This window comes from Pseudomonas sp. PDM19 (genome assembly GCF_014852215.1).
In the GTDB taxonomy this organism is placed as follows: Bacteria; Pseudomonadota; Gammaproteobacteria; order Pseudomonadales; family Pseudomonadaceae; genus Pseudomonas.
The window spans coordinates 336,274-354,529 of the sequence record NZ_JACVBG010000003.1 but is presented as its reverse complement, the minus strand read 5'-3'; the positions used below and the strand labels follow the sequence as shown (position 1 = coordinate 354,529).

The window sequence follows — 18,256 nt, the reverse complement described above, 5'->3', positions numbered from 1 at the left end:
TCAACCTGGATTCGCCATGCACAAGAAAACCCGTATCCGCCCGCTCCTGGCCTCCTCGTTGCTGTTCGGCACCCTGTTCCAGGGCGGTGCCAGCTACGCCGACGATACCGAAATCTTTTTCGGCGGCTCCGCCATCGACCAGGGTATTCGCCCCAACGTACTGTTCATCCTCGATGACTCTGGCTCCATGGCCTATTGCCTGGACCGCGACAGTACGCGCTGCAATGGCGGCGCGACCCGCATGCCGACCATGAAGGAAACGTTCGCGACACTTCTCAACGGCACCACCGGTGTGAACGTCGGGGTCATGGACCTGAACCAGACCACGAACAACTCGCGAATCCTTTCGCCCGTGCAGTACATCGAGCAGTCGATCAACACCAAGATGCCGACCCCCTCGCTGGCCAGCGGCACCGATGACGTGACACGGCAGACGACAGGCACGACCGGCAACCAGTTGAGTGACGACTCGCTGGTCATGGGCTATGTCAGAAACGCCGCCCCCAACACGGCAAGTATCACCCGATCCCTCAGTGTCGACTCGACCTACTCGAACAACAATTCCTCCTATTACATCCAGGGCAACTACACCTGCTCGGTCAAGGCGGCATCCTCCAGCAGCGTCTGCTCCGGCCCCACCACCACCCTCAACGCGCGTAGCGGGTCAGGCACCCTGCGCTATGACGGGCTGTTCCTGTTCCGCAACCTCAACATCCCGGCAGGCGTTACCATCACTGACGCCAAGCTCTACATCACCACTACCACGGACACAGCCAGCAGGGCGTTCAACATCTCGGCAGTCAATGCAAAGACGCCAGGTGCCTTCAACGACAGCACTCTGATCGACTCCAGCATCTTCACCGCGACGACTGCCAAGAACAGTGTCAAGGTCGGTACCACACTCGATCATTCCCTCGACGTCACGGCGCTGCTGAATTCCCTCAAAGATGTAGCACCGGCGAAGAATCCGATCTCCGACGTCGCGCTGCGGTTGCGCTCGACCAACAACAATAACTTCACCTATAACGTCGGCGACACCAATAGCTCGCCCAAACTTGTCGTCACCTATAGCGGCAGCGAAGACAACAGCCGCACCACGGGCTTGCGCTTCCAGACCGTCGCCATCCCCCAGGGCGCAAACATCACTTCGGCTCGCATCGACTTCGTGCCCGCAGGGTCCGACGACCGCCCGGTAACCTTTGACGTTACCGCGCAGAATGCGGGCAACGCTGCGACCTTCACGGCAACGGAAGACTTCACTGCCCGCACCAAAACGAGCGCCGCATCCTGGGCCGCGCCCGAATGGCGTACGCAGAATCCGCCGCTCTATGTGCAAGGCCCCGAAGTCAGGGCGCAAGTCCAGGCGGTCGTCAGCAACTCCAGTTGGTGTGGCAACAACGCCATGGCGTTCTTCCTCACCCCGACCTCCGGCAACGGCAATCGCGTGGCCTACTCCTACGATGACGGCAGCAGTTTGCAGCCCGTGCTCAAGGTCACCTACACCGGAGGTGATACCGGCTGCCTGAACCCCATTCTCGATGTGTCCATGCTTGACCCCAAGGACGACGGTCGCCAGTACTATCTGCCGACGACCAGCTGGTTCGGCTCGGACAACCCCAACAAGGTCAGCATCACCGAAACCTCGGTGCCGCTGGAGACCACCGCCAATCGCGTGAGCTACAGCATCATTGGCGCGCGCTTCCAGAAGGTTCCGGTCAGGGCAGGCGCTACGGTCATGGAAGCGGGAATCACCGTGACTCCCAACTCTGCCGCGGGCACCACCGGCACCGTCAACGTGAGCTTCGAACGCAGCGCCAACTCGGCCGCCTTCAGCGCCGCAGACAACAACCTGGGCTCGCGCAGCAAGACCGCAGGCACCAGTTGCACCTTTACCAGTACTGGCCCCGGTATTCCGGTCACCTGTAAGGCAGCCGGGTTGGTGACCAACCTGCAGAGCGTTTTCGCCACTAGCAACAACTGGGTCGACGGTAACGCCCTGAGCGTTTTCCTGACCCAGCCCAGCACCAGCAACCTGACCTTGCGCACCTATGAAAACAGTCCGGCCGATGCCATCAAACTGAACATCAAGCTGCAGACCGGCGGTCTGGGAAGCAACAGCTACACCATCCGCAACTACACCAATGACCTGGTGCAGAACATGACTGCGGATGGCGGTACACCACTCGTGCCAGCTCTTTACGAGGCCGCCGGGTATCTCACCCAACTGCCGACCAAGCACAACAACACCAACACCAGCCCAATTACCAGCGCCTGTCAGGCGACCTTCATGGTGCTGCTGACCGATGGCCAGGCCAACGGCAATACCACGACAGCAACTCGCGGCATCGCCAACATGACCGGCACGTCCTGCGGCAACTCGAACGACGATGAGTTGTGCGGGCGAGAACTCACACGCTGGTTGGCCACCACTGACCAGACCGACTTCGACGGCAACAACTTCGTCACCACCCACACCATTGGCTTCGCCTTGCAGGCCAACCAGCAGGCGCAGACCTTCCTGGACGATCTAGCCCACAATGGTGGCGGCACGAGCTACACCGCCAACAATGCCAGCGATCTGGCGAAAGCCTTCAATGCGATCCTCCAGGAGGCGCTGGCGACCAACACCACGTTTGTCAACTCAAGCGCCCCGGTGAACAGCTTCAACCGCCAGGACAACAAGGACCAGCTGTACTTCGCCCTCTTCCGCCCCTCGGCAACCGATCGCTGGCCTGGAAACCTGAAACGCTATCGCCTGAAGACAGAAAATGGCGTCGCTACCATCGTCGATGCCGACGGGGCCGCAGCCATTGATCCCAACACCGGCTTCTTCAAGAGCAACGCCCAGAGCTACTGGCCTGACCCGGACAATGGGCGCGACGGTAACGACATCGCAAAAGGTGGCGCAGCGCACAAACTGCAGGCACCGGCGGACCGCAAGCTGTTTACCTATTACGGCGCGGTCCCCAGCGGCGGAGTGAACCTGAACGCCAATGCGTACAAGCTGCTGACCAACAACACCAACCTCACCACCACAATGTTCGAGGTAGGAAACGCCACCCTCAAGGATCAGGCGATCAACTACATCCGCGGCCTGGACAGCAACGGCACGACGGCCCGCAACGCCCTTGGCGACATGATCCACTCCACGCCTCGCCTCTTCACTTACGGCTGCAAGGGTTACAACAGTGCAGGTCAATGTCTCACCAGCTCGGGCGAGGACAATGCCGATCAGTACGCCATCGTCGGCACCAACGAAGGCTTCGTGCAGTTGTTCGATACTTCGAGCGGCGTAGAACAGTTCGGCTTCATACCGGAGGCACTGCTACCCAACATTGATCTCCTGCGCGCAGATGACCGTTCCACTTCGCAGAAACCGCGACGCTATGGCATGGACAGCAGCGTGACGGTCTGGGTCAACGACGCCAACAACAATGGGGTGATCTATGGCGACCCAACAGCCCGCACCACCAGCGGACTGAACGACGGCGAGTTCGTCTATGCCTACGCCACCATGGGCCGCGGGGGGCGGAACATCTACGCGATGGACATCACCGACAAGGCTAATCCCAAGCTCCTCTGGCAGATCAACGGTGGCTCCGGCAGCTTCACAAAACTGGGGCAGACGTGGTCAGCACCGGTGAAAACCCGTATCAACGTCGGCGGGACACTGACCGATGTCCTGATCTTTGCTGGCGGCTATGACCCGAACCAGGACACGCTCAACAATGGCGACAGCGTCTATACCGTCGATACTCAGGGTAACGCTATTTACATCGTCAACGCCCGTACCGGCGGACTGATCTGGTCAGCAAGCAATGCTACCGGTCACACAGCCACCCTGGCGAAGATGCGCTATAGCATGCCCAGCTCGGTCCGCGTCATCGACATTCAGAAGGATGCCAGCGGAGCGCTGGTCAGCGATTCGGAACACCTTGCCGACCAGTTCTTCGTTGGCGACATGGGCGGACAGGTCTGGCGCTTCTATATCAATAACGGCCAGAGCGGTGCCAACCTCATCACTCCCGCAGGCACTTCCAATGATGGCGTATTCGCCAGCATCGGCGGCACCTCCGCCGCGGCTGCACGGCGCTTCTACCATGAGCCGGACGTCGCACTGCTGAATGTCAAAGGCACCCCGGCACTGAGCATCAATATCGGCAGTGGTTACCGCGGGCATCCATTGAACCAAGTGATTCAGGATCGCTTCTACGCTTTCCGCACCTCCGTTCTGGTCAAGCCAGCAGCAACTGCCAGCGAAGGCACCTTGACCGAAAGCAGCCTGTACAACGCCACCGAGAACCTGGTGCAGGGCACGGACGCCACGGCCAAGCAGGCGGCGGCAGATGCCTTCGCGTCTACTTCCGGCGGCTGGTATATCGCCTTGAAGGCCAGTGGCGAGAAAGTCCTGTCGCGTGCCCTCACTGCAGGCGGGCAACTGTACTTCAACACCTATGAGCCCAATTCGGCGAACGCCCTATGCAAGGCGTCGGTCGGACGCAACCGCTCCTACGGAGTACGGCTACTGGACGCCACGCCGGTTTCGGTGCCAGTTGGCGGTAGCGGCACTTACTCTGATCGCTATACCAACAGCAACAGTGAAGGTATTTCCGGCGACCCGCAGTTGTACTGCACAGGCAACGATTGCTACGTCCTGCCCGACCCGTCCATCGATCCCAAGAAGATCCCGATGCCGCCACTGGGCAAAACCTACTGGATAGACACCAACAATCCTTGATGCAAGGCGGGTGCTCGACACCCGCCATAAGGAAATCTCGTAATGAAACGACAAACCGGCTTCACCCTCCTCGAGCTGATGATGGCCGTCATCGTGGTGGGCATCCTGACTGCGATAGCCCTGCCGAGCTACCAGGGCTATGTCCGGCGTGCGGCCTGCGAGAATGCCAAGAGTGTTCTGGTAGGTGCAGGCAATGTGATGGAGCGATTCCGGGCGCAGAACAACACCTATTCCGGCGCCAACCTGGGTGGCTACGCGTCCAGCCCCGTAGACGGCTCCGCCAAGGATGCGACTATCGCAGTCACCGCGTCGGATGCCACCAGCTATACCCTGACCGCCACGCCCACCACCGGGGGGCGTCTGCGGAGCAAGGGCACCCTTACCCTCAGCTCGACCGGTGCCCGCGGTGGTACCGGGGAGTTGGCAACCAAATGGGGCTCCTGTAACGGCATCTGAAAACAAAAAAGGTCGGCAATTGCCGACCTTTTTTAATCCTCGCGAAATCTATATCGCCTTCACCCGCAGCTCCTTGGGCATCGAGAAGGTAATGTTCTCTTCCCGCCCATCCAGCTCGACTTCAGGCTCCGCACCCCAGTCACGCAGTTGCTGGATCACGCCGCGCACCAGCACCTCCGGAGCCGAAGCGCCGGCAGTGATGCCTATGCGCTGCACGCCGTCGAACCACTCCTTCTGCATGTCCTCGGCACCGTCGATCAGGTAGCCGGGGGTGCCCATGCGCTCGGCCAGCTCGCGCAGGCGGTTGGAGTTGGAGCTGTTCGGGCTGCCGACCACCAGCACCAGGTCGCACTGGTCGGCCAGTTCCTTCACCGCGTCCTGGCGGTTCTGGGTGGCGTAGCAAATGTCGTTCTTGCGCGGCCCCATGATCGCGGGGAATTTCGCACGCAGGGCGTCGATCACCTTGGAAGTGTCGTCCATCGACAGGGTTGTCTGGGTGACGAAGTGCAGCGCCTCGGGGTTGCGCACTTCCAGCGCGGCAACGTCTGCCTCGTCTTCCACCAGGTAGATGGTGCCGCCATTGGAGGCATCGTACTGGCCCATGGTGCCTTCCACTTCCGGATGGCCCTCGTGGCCGATCAGGATGCATTCGTGGCCGTCGCGGCTGTAGCGCACGACTTCCAGGTGCACCTTGGTCACCAACGGGCAGGTGGCATCGAAGACTTTCAGGCCACGGTTCTCGGCTTCCTTGCGTACCGCCTGGGAAACGCCGTGGGCGCTGAAGATGACGATGGTGTCGTCCGGCACCTGGTCAAGCTCCTCGACGAACACGGCGCCGCGGTTGCGCAGGTTCTCCACCACGAACTTGTTGTGCACGACTTCATGGCGCACATAGATCGGCGGGCCGAAGACGTCGAGGGCGCGGTTGACGATCTCGATCGCCCGGTCGACGCCGGCGCAGAAGCCGCGGGGATTGGCGAGTTTGATTTGCATGGTGGCCTCGGGTGGACGTGGGCGTCCCGGAAGCTTAATCGGGAATCCTGGCCGCGCGAGCTAGAGCCAGACTAGGCGGAGATACTCGGGAAATGCGGAGTTTGCTCCAGCAAATGAGCAATTTCCCGAGTGTCTCCAACGACGTATGGCCGACGCGCAGCCGGTCAGCGGTCAGGCTGGTTGTACGTCGATAATATCCACTTCAAACGCCAGCGTTTTACCGGCCAGCGGATGGTTGAAGTCGATGGTGACGTGCTGCTCGTCGAACTCTTTCACGACGCCCGGCAGTTCGGTCTTGGCGGCATCGTTGAAGATCACCAGCAGCCCCTCGGCCAGTTCCATGTCCTGGAACTGGTCGCGCGGCATCACCTGCACGTTGGCCGGGTTCGGCTGGCCGAAGCCCTGCTCCGGCTCGATGCTCAGGGTACGCTTGTCGCCAGCCTTCAGGCCGAACAGCGCCTGCTCGAAGCCCGGCAGCAGGTTGCCGTCGCCGACCTTGAAAGTGGCCGGCTGCTTGTCGAAGGTACTGTCGACGACGTTGCCGTCGTCGAGCTTCAGGGCGAAATGCAGGGTGACCTTCGAGTCGCCGCCGATGCGCTGAATGGTGTCAGAGGAATCAACCATTGGCGGTCTCTCCGGAATTCTTCGATTTGAACATATCCAGCGCCAGCATGATGGCGCCGACGGTGATGGCGCTGTCGGCCAGGTTGAAGGCCGGGAAGCGCCAGCGGTCCTGCCAGTGCACGAGGATGAAGTCCACCACGTGCCCCAGGACCATGCGGTCGTACAGGTTGCCCAGCGCGCCGCCCAGCACCAGGGCCAGGGCGATGGCCAGCCAGGTCTCGCCGCGCTTCAAGCGCTTGAGCCAGACCACCAGCACGACACTGACCACGATGGCGATCAGCGCGAACAGCCAGCGCTGCCAGCCCGAGCTGTCGGCCAGGAAGCTGAACGCGGCGCCGGTGTTGTAGGCCAGGGTCCAGCTGAACAGGTCGGGAATGACCACGATCTGCTGGTACATGGTCAGCTCAGACTGGAAGAAGGCCTTGGTGACCTGATCCAGGACGAACACTACCACGGTGATCCACAGCCAGGGCAGGCGGCCGAAGCGATCGGCGTTAGGCATAGTGACGCACCTCGCCCGCGCCATCGATGTTCTCGACGCAGCGACCGCACAGCTCCGGGTGCGCGGCGTGGCTGCCCACGTCGGCGCGGAAGTGCCAGCAACGGCCGCACTTGGCATGGGCGGACTTGACCACCTTCAGCTTCAGGCCCGGCAGCTCGCTCTCGACCGCATCGGCCGGTGCATCGGCCAGCGGCGCAACGGTGGCGGCGGAAGTAATCAGCACGAAGCGCAGCTCGTTGCCCAGTTTCTCCAGGCGCTTGGCCAGGGAGTCTTCAGCGTAGAGGGTGATCTCGGCCTGCAGGTTGCCGCCGATGGTCTTGGCGCTACGCAGGTTCTCCAGTTCCTTGTTCACGGCAGCCTTGGCAGCCATGATTTCATCCCAGTAGGCGCGGTCCAGCTCGGCGTCGGCCGGCAGCTCGGAGAGACCGTCGTACCAGGTGCTCAGCATCACCGATTCGGCGCGCTCGCCCGGCATGAAGCTCCAGATCTCTTCGGCAGTGAAGGCCATGATCGGCGCGATCCAGCGCACCAGGGCCTCGGCGATGTGGAACAGCGCAGTCTGGCAGGAACGGCGGGCGACGCTGTCCGCCTGGGTGGTGTACTGGCGGTCCTTGATGATGTCCAGGTAGAAGCCGCCCAGCTCCTGCACGCAGAAGTTGTGCACCTTGGAGTAGACGTTCCAGAAGCGATAGTCGCGGTAGGCCTCTTCCAGCTCGCGCTGCAGCTGCAGCGCGCGGTCGATGGCCCAGCGGTCCAGGGCCAGCAGCTGGTCGTTGGGCAGCAGGTCCTTGGCCGGGTCGAAGCCGGACAGGTTGGACAGCAGGAAGCGCGTGGTATTGCGGATACGACGATAGGCGTCGGCGCTGCGCTGGAGGATCTGCTGGGAAACGGCGATCTCGCCGGAGTAGTCGGTGGACGCGACCCACAGGCGCAGGATGTCGGCGCCCATGCTGTCGATCACGGTCTGCGGCACCACGGTGTTGCCCAGGGACTTGGACATCTTGCGCCCGGACTCGTCCACGGTGAAGCCGTGGGTCAGCAGCTGGCGGTACGGCGCGTGGCCATCGATGGCGCAGCCGGTCAGCAGCGAGGAGTGGAACCAGCCGCGGTGCTGGTCGGAGCCTTCCAGGTAGAGGTCGGCGGCCGGACCGCTGGCATGGCCCAACTCGGCATGGGAGCCGCGCAGCACGTGCCAGTGGGTGGTGCCGGAGTCGAACCAGACGTCCAGGGTGTCGTTGATCTTGTCGTACTGCGCGGCTTCATCGCCCAGCAGTTCGGCGGCGTCGAGCTTGAACCAGGCCTCGATGCCTTCCTTCTCGACGCGCTGGGCGACGGCTTCCATCAGTTCGACGGTGCGCGGGTGCAGTTCACCGGTGGCCTTGTGCAGGAAGAACGGGATCGGTACGCCCCAGTTGCGCTGACGCGAGATGCACCAGTCCGGACGGCCGGCGATCATGCCATGCAGGCGCGCCTGGCCCCAGGTGGGCACGAATTCGGTCTGGGTGATGGCCTCCAGCGCGCGCTCGCGCAGGGTGGCACCGGTCTGCGGCTGCTTGTCCATGCCGACGAACCACTGCGCGGTGGCGCGGTAGATCAGCGGGGTCTTGTGGCGCCAGCAGTGCATGTAGCTGTGACTGATGCTGGCGTGCTTGAGCAGTGCGCCGACTTCATCGAGCTTGGCGACAATGGCCGGGTTGGCCTTCCAGATGAACTGGCCGCCGAAGAACGGCAGGTCGGCCACATAGACGCCATTGCTCTGCACCGGGCTGAGGATGTCGTCGTTGCTCATGCCGTACTGCTTGCAGGTACGGAAGTCGTCCTCGCCGTAGGCCGGGGCGGAATGAACCACGCCGGTGCCGGCGCCCAGCTCGACATACTCGGCCAGGTAGACCGGCGAGAAGCGCTCGTAGAACGGGTGGCGGAAACGGATCAGGTCCAGCGCCTCGCCCTGGGCGGTGGCGATGACCTTGCCTTCCAGGCCGTAGCGCGCCAGGCTCGACTCGACCAGTTCCTCGGCCAGCACCAGCAGGCGATCGCCGACATCCACCAGTGCGTAGGTGAATTCGGGATGGACGTTCAGCGCCTGGTTGGCCGGGATGGTCCAGGGGGTGGTGGTCCAGATGACGATGGCAGTCGGCTTGGGCAGGCTGGCCAGACCGAAGGCGGCGGCCAGCTTGTCAGCGTCTTCCACCGGGAAGGCGACGTCGATGGCGTCGGACTTCTTGTCGGCGTACTCGACTTCCGCCTCGGCCAGGGCCGAGCCGCAGTCGAAGCACCAGTTCACCGGCTTCAGGCCCTTGAACACGAAGCCTTGCTTGACCATCTCGGCGAGCGCGCGGATTTCGCCGGCCTCGTTGGAGAAGTTCATGGTCTTGTAGGGATTGTCCCATTCGCCCAGCACGCCCAGACGGATGAAGTCGGCCTTCTGCCCCTCGATCTGCTCGGCGGCGTATTCGCGGCACAGTTCGCGGGTCTTGTCCGCCGGCAGGTTCTTGCCGTGGGTGGTCTCGACCTTGTGCTCGATCGGCAGGCCATGGCAGTCCCAGCCAGGCACATAGGGGGCGTCGTAGCCGGCCAGGGTCTTGGAACGGACGATGATGTCCTTGAGGATCTTGTTGACCGCGTGACCGATGTGGATGCTGCCGTTGGCGTAGGGCGGGCCATCGTGCAGGATGAATTTCGGGCGACCTTCGCCAATCTTCCGCAGCTTCTGGTACAGGCCAATGTCGTTCCAGAGCTTCAGGGTCTGCGGCTCGCGCTGCGGCAGGCCGGCTTTCATCGGGAAGTCGGTTTCGGGAAGGTTCAGAGTGGCTTTGTAATCGGTCATCTCAGGGCCTGTTCAGGATCTTCAATCAAGCGGTTGGCCCAGCCAGTAGGCCCGGGCGGCGGCGATGTCGGCGAGGATGGCCGCCTTGAGTGCCTCGAGCGAGGCGAAACGCTGCTCATCACGCAGCTTCTGGTGGAAAGTGATGTCCAGATGCTGGCCGTAGAGATCGCCAGCGAAATCCAGCAGATGCACTTCCAGGTGGGGCCGGCCGTCGCCATTCACAGACGGTCGGGTGCCGATGTTGGCAACCCCGTTGCGGCGCTGGCCAGCCACCATCGTGCTGACCAGGTAAACGCCGTTGAGCGGCGCCTTGCGGCGCTTGAGCTGGATGTTCGCGGTGGGCGAGCCCAGCGTGCGACCCAGCTTCTGCCCGTGCAGCACGCGGCCGCCCAGGCTGTACGGACGCCCCAGCAGGCGCTCGACCATGTGCAGGTCGCCATCGGCCAGGTCCTTGCGGATACGCGAGCTGCTCACGCGCATGCCGTCGACTTCCACGGTGGTCGCGGCCTCGACGGTGAAGCCCTGCTCCGCGCTGGCGTTGACCAGGAAGGCGAAGTCGCCGGAGCGGTCGCAGCCGAAGCGGAAATCGTCACCCACTTCCAGATGGCGGACCCGCAGGCCCTCGACCAGTACCTGGCGGACGAACTCGGCGGCCGACAACTCGCGCAGACGGCGGTTGAAGGCCAGGCAGAGAACGAAGTCGACGCCGTACTGGCGCAGCAGTTCAAGCTTCTCGCGCAGGCGCGTCAGGCGCACCGGGGCGGCATCGGGAGCGAAGTACTCGCGCGGCTGCGGCTCGAAGATCACCACGCAGCTGGGCACGCCCAGCTCCAGCGACCGCTCGCGCAGACGCCCCAGGATCGCCTGGTGGCCGAGATGGACGCCGTCGAAGTTACCGATGGTGGCGACACAGCCCCCGGACAGGGGCCGCAGGTTGTGAAGGCCTCGAAGCAGCTGCATAGCGCGCGTATTGCTCAGAAAGTGGTCGATTATACCTGCACCCGTTGCCATGCGACAGGCAAAATGCCGTCGCCGCAAACGGATGCAATGCTTTGCCCGGCGAAGGTTACAGCACCGCGCGGCGGGAGAAGTCCCGCAAGCGGAAGCCAAGGATCGCCAGCATACCGAAATAGGCGACCACACCGGCCACCACCAGCGTGCCCAGGCGCACCAGGCGAATCGGCATGCCGCCCTGATCCCAGGCCGGCATGAAGTGCATCATGCCGATCAGCACCGCACACATCACCAGTACAGCTACGACTAATTTGGCGATGAACTTGCCCCAGCCCGCCTGCGGCTCGAACAACTGCTGCTTGCGCAGTTGCCAGAACAGCAGGCCGGCGTTCAGACAGGCCGCCAGGCTGATCGCCAGTGCCAGGCCCGCATGCTTGAGCGGGCCGATGAACACCAGGTTCATCAATTGGGTGGACACCAGGGTAAACAGCGCGATCTTCACCGGCGTCTTGATGTTCTGCCGCGCATAGAACCCCGGCGCCAGTACCTTCACCAGGATGATGCCGAGCAGGCCGACCGCGTAGGCGATCAGCGCATGCTGGGTCATCTGGGCGTCATGGGCGCTGAACTTGCCGTACTGGAACAGCGCGACGGTCAGCGGCTCGGCGATCACCGCCAGCGCCAGGGAGCACGGCAGCACCAGCAGGAAACACAGGCGCAGGCCCCAGTCCATCAGCCGCGAATACTCGTGGCGGTCGTCGCTGGCGTAGGTCTTGGCCAGCGACGGCAGCAGGATGGTGCCCAGCGCCACGCCGAGCACGCCGGACGGCAGCTCCATCAGGCGGTCCGCGTAATACATCCAGGACACGGAACCGGCAACCAGGAAGGAAGCGAAGATGGTATTGATGATCAGCGAAATCTGGCTGACCGAGACGCCGAGGATTGCCGGGCCCATCTGCTTGAGCACGCGCCAGACACCGGAATCGCGCAGGTTGATGCGCGGCAGCACCAGCATGCCGATCTTCTTCAGGTGCGGCAGCTGGTAGAGCAGCTGTGCCAGCCCGCCGGCCAGCACCGCCCAGCCCAGCGCCATGATCGGCGGATCGAAGTACGGCGTGAGGAACAGCGCGAAGAGGATCATGCTGACGTTCAGCAGGGTCGGCACGAAGGCCGGCACCGAGAAGCGGTTCCAGGTATTGAGGATCGCCCCCGCCAGGGAGGCCAGCGAGATCAGCAGGATATAAGGGAAGGTCACCCGCAGCAGGGCACTGGTGAGTTCGAACTTCTCCGGCGAATCGACGAAGCCGGGCGCCGTCACCCAGATCACCCAGGGCGCGGCGAGCATGCCCAGCGCGGTGACCAGCGCCAGGATCAGGGTCAGCAGGCCGGACACATAGGCGATGAAGGTGCGGGTCGCCTCCTCCCCCTGCTGGGTCTTGTACTCGGCCAGGATCGGCACGAAGGCCTGGGAGAACGCCCCCTCGGCGAAGATGCGGCGCAGCAGGTTGGGCAGTTTGAAGGCGACGAAGAAAGCGTCGGTCGCCATGCCGGCACCGAACATGCGCGCGACGATCGTGTCGCGCACGAAGCCGAGCACCCGCGAGATCATGGTCATCGAGCTGACCGCGGCCAGCGACTTGAGTAGGTTCATAGCGTCCAGAACTGGTAGAATGGCCGCCCCTGCAGGGTGCAGCCCTGGCCTAGAGCGATTGCTCGACCGTCAGGCGAAGCGCAGCAGTGTAGGGCCGCGGGGCGAATAAATCACCCCATCCGCCGGACAGCGTGCGCCCGTCGCACCACTCGTCGGAGGCCGCGCATACCCTTGACAAGGCCCTGATGCAACGGCATTATTCGCGGCCTTAATTTATTCGCAACATCCCAAGTTTTTTTCGAGGAGCTCGACGGTGGCCAACACACCTTCCGCCAAAAAACGCGCCAAACAGGCTGAGAAGCGTCGCAGCCACAACGCCAGCCTGCGTTCCATGGTTCGTACCTACATCAAGAACGTAGTCAAAGCAGTCGACGCCAAGGACCTGCCGAAGGCCCAGGCCGCTCTGGTTGCTGCTGTACCGGTCATCGACCGTATGGCCGACAAAGGCATCATCCACAAGAACAAGGCCGCTCGTCACAAGAGCCGCCTGAACGCCCACGTGAAGGCCCTGGCCACCGCGTAAGCGTTCCGTTCTTGAAAAACCGGCCTCAGGGCCGGTTTTTTATTGCCTGCGATTTGATCAGCACAGCGTTATCCACAAGCTCACTTTTGCAAAGGCAAAAAGAAAGGGCGGTCACCCGCCCCTTTCTTACTTCTCAGGCCACGGCATGATCGGAATCGCCGTCACCGCATTCTGCGGACTACCTTCGATCACCCGGTCGCTGTAGACCAGATAGACCAGCGCATTGCGCTTCTTGTCGAAGAAGCGCACCACCTGCATGGTCTTGAATACCAGCGAAGTGCGCTGCTGGAAGACCACCTCGCCATCCTTCAACTCGCCGGCAAAACGGATCGGCCCGACTTGACGACAGGAGATCGACGCCTCGGCGCGATCCTCCGCCAACCCCAGCCCACCCTTCACGCCACCCGTCTTGGCGCGAGACAGGTAGCAACTGACACCCTGCACCTTCGGGTCATCGAAAGCCTCGACGACGATCTTGTCGTTCGGCCCGACCCATTTGAAGACGGTGGACACCTCACCGACCACGTCGGCCCGGGCCAGCGTCGGCAGCAGCATCAGCGCCGCCATCAATCCCTTGCGCATGAAGAATCTCCTCAGACGAGCACCAGGTTGTCGCGGTGCACCAGTTCCGGACCATCGACATAACCAAGCATGCCTTCGATGGCATCGGTCGGCTGGCCGATGATCTTCTGCGCCTCGAGAGCGCTGTAGTTCGCCAGGCCGCGAGCAATTTCGCGACCCTGCTGATCCACACAGACCACCATCTCTCCGCGACGGAAGCTGCCCTGCACGGCCTTCACGCCGACCGGCAACAGGCTCTTGTGATCCTGCGACAGAGCCTTCACTGCGCCATCGTCCAGCACCAGCGTGCCGCGCATCTGCAGATGCCCCGCCAGCCACTGCTTGCGCGCCGCCTTGCGGCTCTGCTCGGGAGTCAGCAGCGTGCCGAGCCGCTCACCAACACGCAGGCGATCCAGCACGCGCTCGATACGACCACCAACGATAACGGTGTGCGCGCCGGAACGCGCCGCCAGACGGGCAGCGCGCAGCTTGGTCTGCATACCGCCACGACCCAGCGCACCACCTGTACCGCCAGCCACCGCATCCAGGGCAGGATCATCAGCGCGAGCCTCGAAGATCAGCTCGGCATCGGGATTGTTGCGCGGGTCGGCGTCGAACATGCCGTCGCGATCAGTGAGGATCACCAGCAGGTCAGCCTCGACCAGGTTGGCCACCAACGCCGCCAGGGTGTCGTTGTCGCCGAAACGGATCTCGTCAGTGACGACGGTATCGTTCTCGTTGATCACCGGGATCACGCCGAGATCGACCAGCGTGCGCAGGGTGTTGCGCCCGTTCAGGTAGCGCTTGCGGTCGGACAGGTCGTCATGAGTCAGCAGCACCTGCGCGGTCTGCAGGCCATGCACGCCGAAGCTGGACTCCCAGGCCTGGACCAGGCCCATCTGCCCCACCGCGGCGGCCGCCTGCAGCTCGTGCATGTCACTAGGTCGGGAAACCCAACCCAGGCGGCTCATGCCCGCCGCGACGGCGCCCGAGGACACAAGAACCAGCTCAACGCCCGCGCAATGCAGCGCGACCATCTGCTCGACCCATACCGCCATGGCATCACGATCCAGACCGCGACCATCGGCGGTCAGCAACGCACTGCCAATCTTGACTACCCAGCGCTTGGCGCCAGTGACCTTCTCACGCATACCCTCAACCTTAGAAGTCAGGCTTCACACGTTTCATCCGGACCGGCGGGCGCCGTTCCGATCAAGGCACGTAGAAGATTTCCGGCCCATCGCCGTCGTCTTCGTCATCCTCGAAATCATCGTCATCCGCATCGTCGACATTCTTCAGACCGGAGCGACGCAGTGCACGAGCATCGTCCAGAGCCTGCAGACGGGCACGAGCCTCGTCTTCGATGCGCTGATCCAGGGCCGCCAGGGCTTCGCCATAGGCCGGCTCCTCCTCGATGCGCAAGGTGCGCTCGTCGAGGTACTTCATGATGTCCTGGCTCAGCTTCTCGGTGCCTTCACGCTCCAGGGCGGAGATCACATAGACCGGACCTTCCCAGCCCAGACGCTCGACCACGGCCTGCTTGCGACGCTCCTGCTCCTCAGGCTCGAGGATCTGGTCCATCTTGTTCAGCACCAGCCAGCGATCACGCTCGGTCAGCGCCGGGCTGAATTTCTCCAGCTCGTGGACGATGGTTTCCGCGGCATCGGCCGGATCACTCTCATCCAGCGGCGCCATGTCGACGATGTGCAGCAGCAGACGGGTACGCGCCAGGTGCTTGAGGAAGCGGATGCCCAGGCCGGCGCCTTCGGCGGCACCCTCGATCAGGCCGGGAATGTCGGCGACCACGAAGCTCTTGAAGCGCCCCACACTGACCACGCCCAGGTTCGGCACCAGGGTGGTGAAGGGATAGTCGGCGACCTTCGGCTTGGCGGCGGACACCGCACGGATGAAGGTGCTCTTGCCGGCGTTCGGCAGACCGAGCAGACCGACGTCCGCCAGGACCTTCAGCTCCAGCTTGAGGTCACGCGCATCACCAGGCTTGCCCGGCGTGGTCTGGCGCGGCGCACGGTTGGTGCTGGACTTGAAGCGGGTATTACCCAGGCCGTGCCAGCCGCCCTGGGCAACCATGATGCGCTGACCGGCAGTGGTCAGGTCACCGATGATTTCCTGAGTGTTGGCATCGATGATGGTGGTACCGACCGGCACGGGCAGGACGAGATCGTCACCCTTGGCGCCAGTGCAGTCCTTGCTGCCGCCGTTCTCGCCACGCTGGGCGTCGAAACGACGGGTGTAGCGGTAGTCCACCAGGGTGTTCAGGTTCTCGTCGGCCTCGAGGTACACCGAGCCGCCGTCACCACCGTCACCGCCGTTGGGACCGCCTTTCTCGATGAACTTCTCGCGGCGGAAGCTCATGAGGCCGTTGCCGCCGTCACCGGCTTTCACGTGGATGGATACTTCGTCGACGAATTTCATTGCGAACGCCTCCCGCAGCACCTGCGGGTTGAAAATAAGAAAAGGAGCATAGGATACAGCCAAGTCCGCGCAAACGCCCGAACCGGCAGCACCTCGCCTGGAAACGCCAGAAACAAAAAAGCCCCGTCGCGAGACAGGGCTTTTTCAGTGAGAGCTCGCTTAGGCAGCGACGACGCTTACATAGCGACGGCCAAAGGCGCCTTTCACTTCGAACTTGATCACGCCGTCGACTTTAGCGAACAGGGTGTGATCCTTGCCCATACCAACGCCGTAGCCAGCGTGGAACTGGGTACCGCGCTGACGCACGATGATGTTGCCTGCTTTCACAGCCTGGCTACCGAACAGCTTCACGCCAAGGCGTTTGCTTTCTGAGTCGCGGCCGTTGCGGGTACTACCGCCAGCTTTTTTGTGTGCCATGAGTCAATTCTCCTAAAACAGGAAGCAGCCCTAAAAAGGAATTAGGCCTGGATGCCGGTGATTTTGATTTCAGTGAACCACTGGCGGTGGCCCTGACGCTTCATGTGGTGCTTGCGGCGGCGGAACTTGATGATGCGCACTTTGTCGTGACGACCGTGGGAAACCACTTCTGCGGTCACTTTCGCGCCTTCTACCACCGGCAGGCCGATCTTGACGTCATCGCCGTTGGCGACCAGCAGGATGCGATCCAGGTTGATCGCTTCGCCGGTGGCAACGTCGAGCTTCTCGACCTTGAGGAATTCGCCTTCGGTGACTTTGTATTGCTTGCCACCAGTAACAATTACTGCGTACATCTGGATGTCTCCGTTAGACCTGCTCACCCGACGCTTTATAGAAAGAGGAATCGGTCGGCATGGCTGCATGGGGCCGGAAAGGACGCCCGTGCAATTGCGTAAGGCAGGATATGCCAGGGAAGTTCGGGGCCGCGATTGTACGCAAACCCCTGGTGCGGATCAAGCCCCATGGGGCCTTGCCTTGACAGCCCAAACAGCGGCACCTAGCATGCCGCGCAATCTACGAGGAGCGCTGTCTTTAATGCAACCCCAGGCTTTCTATCGCGTGGTGGCGGACGACTTCACCGCCGTCGACGGCATCATCCGTCGCCAACTCACTTCCCGCGTTCCCCTGGTGGAAAAGATCGGCGACTACATCATCTCCGCCGGCGGCAAGCGTCTTCGCCCGCTGCTGGTGCTCCTCTCGGGCAAGGCCCTGGGCTATTCGGGCGATGACCTGAAGCTGCTGGCCGCCACCATCGAATTCCTGCACACCTCGACCCTGCTGCACGACGACGTGGTCGACGCCTCCGGCCTGCGCCGCGGCCGCGCCACCGCCAATGCCCAGTGGGGCAACGCACCGAGCGTGCTGGTGGGCGACTTCCTTTATGCGCGCTCCTTCGAAATGATGGTCGAATTGGGCTCCATGCCGGTCATGCGCATCATTTCCCAGGCCACCCGCGTGATCGCCGAAGGCGAAGTGCTGCAGCTGTCCAAGGTCCGCGACGCCAGCACCACCGAAGAAACCTACATGGAAGTCATCCGCGGCAAGACCGCGATGCTCTTCGAAGCCTCCACCCACAGCGCCGCCGCGCTGGCCAACGCCCAGCCGGAGCAATCCGAGGCGCTGCGCCTGTTCGGTGACGCCCTGGGGATCGCCTTCCAGCTGGTGGACGACCTGCTCGACTACCGCGGCGACGCCGCCAGCCTGGGCAAGAACGTCGGCGACGACCTCGCCGAAGGCAAGCCCACCCTGCCGCTGATCGCCACCATGCGCGACGGCACCCCGGAACAGGCTGCGCTGGTGCGCAAGGCCATCCAGCAGGGCGGCAGCCAGGACCTGGAAGGCATCCGCGCCGCCGTGGAAGCCGCCGGCGCGCTGGACTACACCGCCAACCTGGCCCGCGAGTACGCTGCCCGCGCCATCGACTGCCTGAAGGCGCTGCCGGACAACGAATACCGCGCCGCGCTGATCGAACTGGCCGAGTTCGCCGTCGCCCGCACGCACTGATCTGCCGCTTCACC

Annotated in this window: 15 protein-coding genes; 4 read left to right on the top strand and 11 right to left on the bottom strand. The window is 62.9% G+C overall.

Annotation, left to right across the window (positions count from 1 at the left end; translation table 11 throughout):
- Window positions 1–16: 16 nt before the first annotated feature.
- Both IB273_RS17645 and IB273_RS17640 read left to right on the top strand, forming a co-directional pair.
- Window positions 17–4,738: a PilC/PilY family type IV pilus protein gene (locus IB273_RS17645; RefSeq protein WP_192224656.1), complete on the top strand. Its 4,722-nt coding sequence runs from the start codon at window positions 17–19 to the stop codon at window positions 4,736–4,738.
- A gap of 42 nt (window positions 4,739–4,780) precedes the next feature.
- A complete protein-coding gene (locus IB273_RS17640) occupies window positions 4,781–5,194 on the top strand; it encodes a type IV pilin protein (RefSeq protein WP_081517342.1) in 414 nt (137 codons plus the stop codon).
- A 48-nt stretch (window positions 5,195–5,242) separates the two neighbouring features.
- Here the strand turns inward: IB273_RS17640 and ispH are convergent, their stop codons facing one another.
- From ispH to murJ, 6 genes are all read right to left on the bottom strand, one after another.
- Complete coding sequence (gene ispH, locus IB273_RS17635) at window positions 5,243–6,187, bottom strand: 4-hydroxy-3-methylbut-2-enyl diphosphate reductase (RefSeq protein WP_192224655.1); 945 nt, start codon at window positions 6,185–6,187, stop codon at window positions 5,243–5,245.
- 171 nt (window positions 6,188–6,358) lie between these two features.
- Window positions 6,359–6,811 (bottom strand): FKBP-type peptidyl-prolyl cis-trans isomerase, encoded by a 453-nt coding sequence (gene fkpB, locus IB273_RS17630; RefSeq protein WP_192224654.1) that lies wholly within the window; start codon window positions 6,809–6,811, stop codon window positions 6,359–6,361.
- Entirely contained in the window at window positions 6,804–7,313 is a 510-nt protein-coding gene (lspA, locus tag IB273_RS17625; RefSeq protein ID WP_081517339.1) for a signal peptidase II, read from the bottom strand. The genes fkpB and lspA overlap by 8 nt, the downstream gene beginning before the upstream one ends.
- Window positions 7,306–10,140, bottom strand: a complete 2,835-nt coding sequence (gene ileS / locus IB273_RS17620; RefSeq protein ID WP_192224653.1) for an isoleucine--tRNA ligase — start codon at window positions 10,138–10,140, stop codon at window positions 7,306–7,308. The genes lspA and ileS overlap by 8 nt, the downstream gene beginning before the upstream one ends.
- Window positions 10,141–10,161: 21 nt before the next feature.
- The gene (ribF, locus tag IB273_RS17615) at window positions 10,162–11,100 is read right to left on the bottom strand and encodes a bifunctional riboflavin kinase/FAD synthetase (RefSeq protein WP_081517337.1); all 939 of its coding nucleotides are present in this window, start codon (window positions 11,098–11,100) and stop codon (window positions 10,162–10,164) included.
- Window positions 11,101–11,206: 106 nt separating this feature from the next.
- Window positions 11,207–12,745, bottom strand: a complete 1,539-nt coding sequence (gene murJ, locus IB273_RS17610; protein ID WP_192224652.1) for a murein biosynthesis integral membrane protein MurJ — start codon at window positions 12,743–12,745, stop codon at window positions 11,207–11,209.
- Between the two features lie 253 nt (window positions 12,746–12,998).
- Between murJ and rpsT the strand changes: the two genes are divergently transcribed.
- Window positions 12,999–13,268: a 30S ribosomal protein S20 gene (gene rpsT, locus IB273_RS17605; RefSeq protein WP_009617555.1), complete on the top strand. Its 270-nt coding sequence runs from the start codon at window positions 12,999–13,001 to the stop codon at window positions 13,266–13,268.
- A 126-nt stretch (window positions 13,269–13,394) separates the two neighbouring features.
- Here the strand turns inward: rpsT and IB273_RS17600 are convergent, their stop codons facing one another.
- From IB273_RS17600 to rplU, 5 genes are all read right to left on the bottom strand, one after another.
- Window positions 13,395–13,850: a CreA family protein gene (locus IB273_RS17600; RefSeq protein ID WP_192224651.1), complete on the bottom strand. Its 456-nt coding sequence runs from the start codon at window positions 13,848–13,850 to the stop codon at window positions 13,395–13,397.
- Between the two features lie 11 nt (window positions 13,851–13,861).
- The gene (gene proB, locus IB273_RS17595) at window positions 13,862–14,980 is read right to left on the bottom strand and encodes a glutamate 5-kinase (protein ID WP_081517334.1); all 1,119 of its coding nucleotides are present in this window, start codon (window positions 14,978–14,980) and stop codon (window positions 13,862–13,864) included.
- A gap of 61 nt (window positions 14,981–15,041) precedes the next feature.
- Window positions 15,042–16,262, bottom strand: coding sequence for an Obg family GTPase CgtA (gene cgtA / locus IB273_RS17590; RefSeq protein ID WP_151189396.1), 1,221 nt, complete (start codon window positions 16,260–16,262; stop codon window positions 15,042–15,044).
- A gap of 159 nt (window positions 16,263–16,421) precedes the next feature.
- Entirely contained in the window at window positions 16,422–16,679 is a 258-nt protein-coding gene (gene rpmA / locus IB273_RS17585; RefSeq protein WP_017521622.1) for a 50S ribosomal protein L27, read from the bottom strand.
- 41 nt (window positions 16,680–16,720) lie between these two features.
- Window positions 16,721–17,032, bottom strand: coding sequence for a 50S ribosomal protein L21 (gene rplU / locus IB273_RS17580; protein ID WP_015475683.1), 312 nt, complete (start codon window positions 17,030–17,032; stop codon window positions 16,721–16,723).
- Between the two features lie 241 nt (window positions 17,033–17,273).
- Here rplU and IB273_RS17575 point away from each other — a divergent pair, with 241 nt between their 5' ends.
- Window positions 17,274–18,242: a polyprenyl synthetase family protein gene (locus IB273_RS17575; RefSeq protein WP_081517332.1), complete on the top strand. Its 969-nt coding sequence runs from the start codon at window positions 17,274–17,276 to the stop codon at window positions 18,240–18,242.
- The last annotated feature ends 14 nt before the right edge of the window (window positions 18,243–18,256 follow it).

Excerpts from the sequence above, each read along its gene's own strand:
- IB273_RS17645 (WP_192224656.1), top strand. The coding sequence starts at position 17 with ATGCACAAGAAAACCCGTATCCGCCCGCTCCTGGCCTCCTCGTTGCTG.
- IB273_RS17640 (WP_081517342.1), top strand. The coding sequence starts at position 4,781 with ATGAAACGACAAACCGGCTTCACCCTCCTCGAGCTGATGATGGCCGTC.
- ispH (WP_192224655.1), bottom strand. The coding sequence starts at position 6,187 with ATGCAAATCAAACTCGCCAATCCCCGCGGCTTCTGCGCCGGCGTCGAC.
- fkpB (WP_192224654.1), bottom strand. The coding sequence starts at position 6,811 with ATGGTTGATTCCTCTGACACCATTCAGCGCATCGGCGGCGACTCGAAG.
- lspA (WP_081517339.1), bottom strand. The coding sequence starts at position 7,313 with ATGCCTAACGCCGATCGCTTCGGCCGCCTGCCCTGGCTGTGGATCACC.
- ileS (WP_192224653.1), bottom strand. The coding sequence starts at position 10,140 with ATGACCGATTACAAAGCCACTCTGAACCTTCCCGAAACCGACTTCCCG.
- ribF (WP_081517337.1), bottom strand. The coding sequence starts at position 11,100 with ATGCAGCTGCTTCGAGGCCTTCACAACCTGCGGCCCCTGTCCGGGGGC.
- murJ (WP_192224652.1), bottom strand. The coding sequence starts at position 12,745 with ATGAACCTACTCAAGTCGCTGGCCGCGGTCAGCTCGATGACCATGATC.
- IB273_RS17600 (WP_192224651.1), bottom strand. The coding sequence starts at position 13,850 with ATGCGCAAGGGATTGATGGCGGCGCTGATGCTGCTGCCGACGCTGGCC.
- proB (WP_081517334.1), bottom strand. The coding sequence starts at position 14,980 with ATGCGTGAGAAGGTCACTGGCGCCAAGCGCTGGGTAGTCAAGATTGGC.
- cgtA (WP_151189396.1), bottom strand. The coding sequence starts at position 16,262 with ATGAAATTCGTCGACGAAGTATCCATCCACGTGAAAGCCGGTGACGGC.
- rpmA (WP_017521622.1), bottom strand. The coding sequence starts at position 16,679 with ATGGCACACAAAAAAGCTGGCGGTAGTACCCGCAACGGCCGCGACTCA.
- rplU (WP_015475683.1), bottom strand. The coding sequence starts at position 17,032 with ATGTACGCAGTAATTGTTACTGGTGGCAAGCAATACAAAGTCACCGAA.
- IB273_RS17575 (WP_081517332.1), top strand. The coding sequence starts at position 17,274 with ATGCAACCCCAGGCTTTCTATCGCGTGGTGGCGGACGACTTCACCGCC.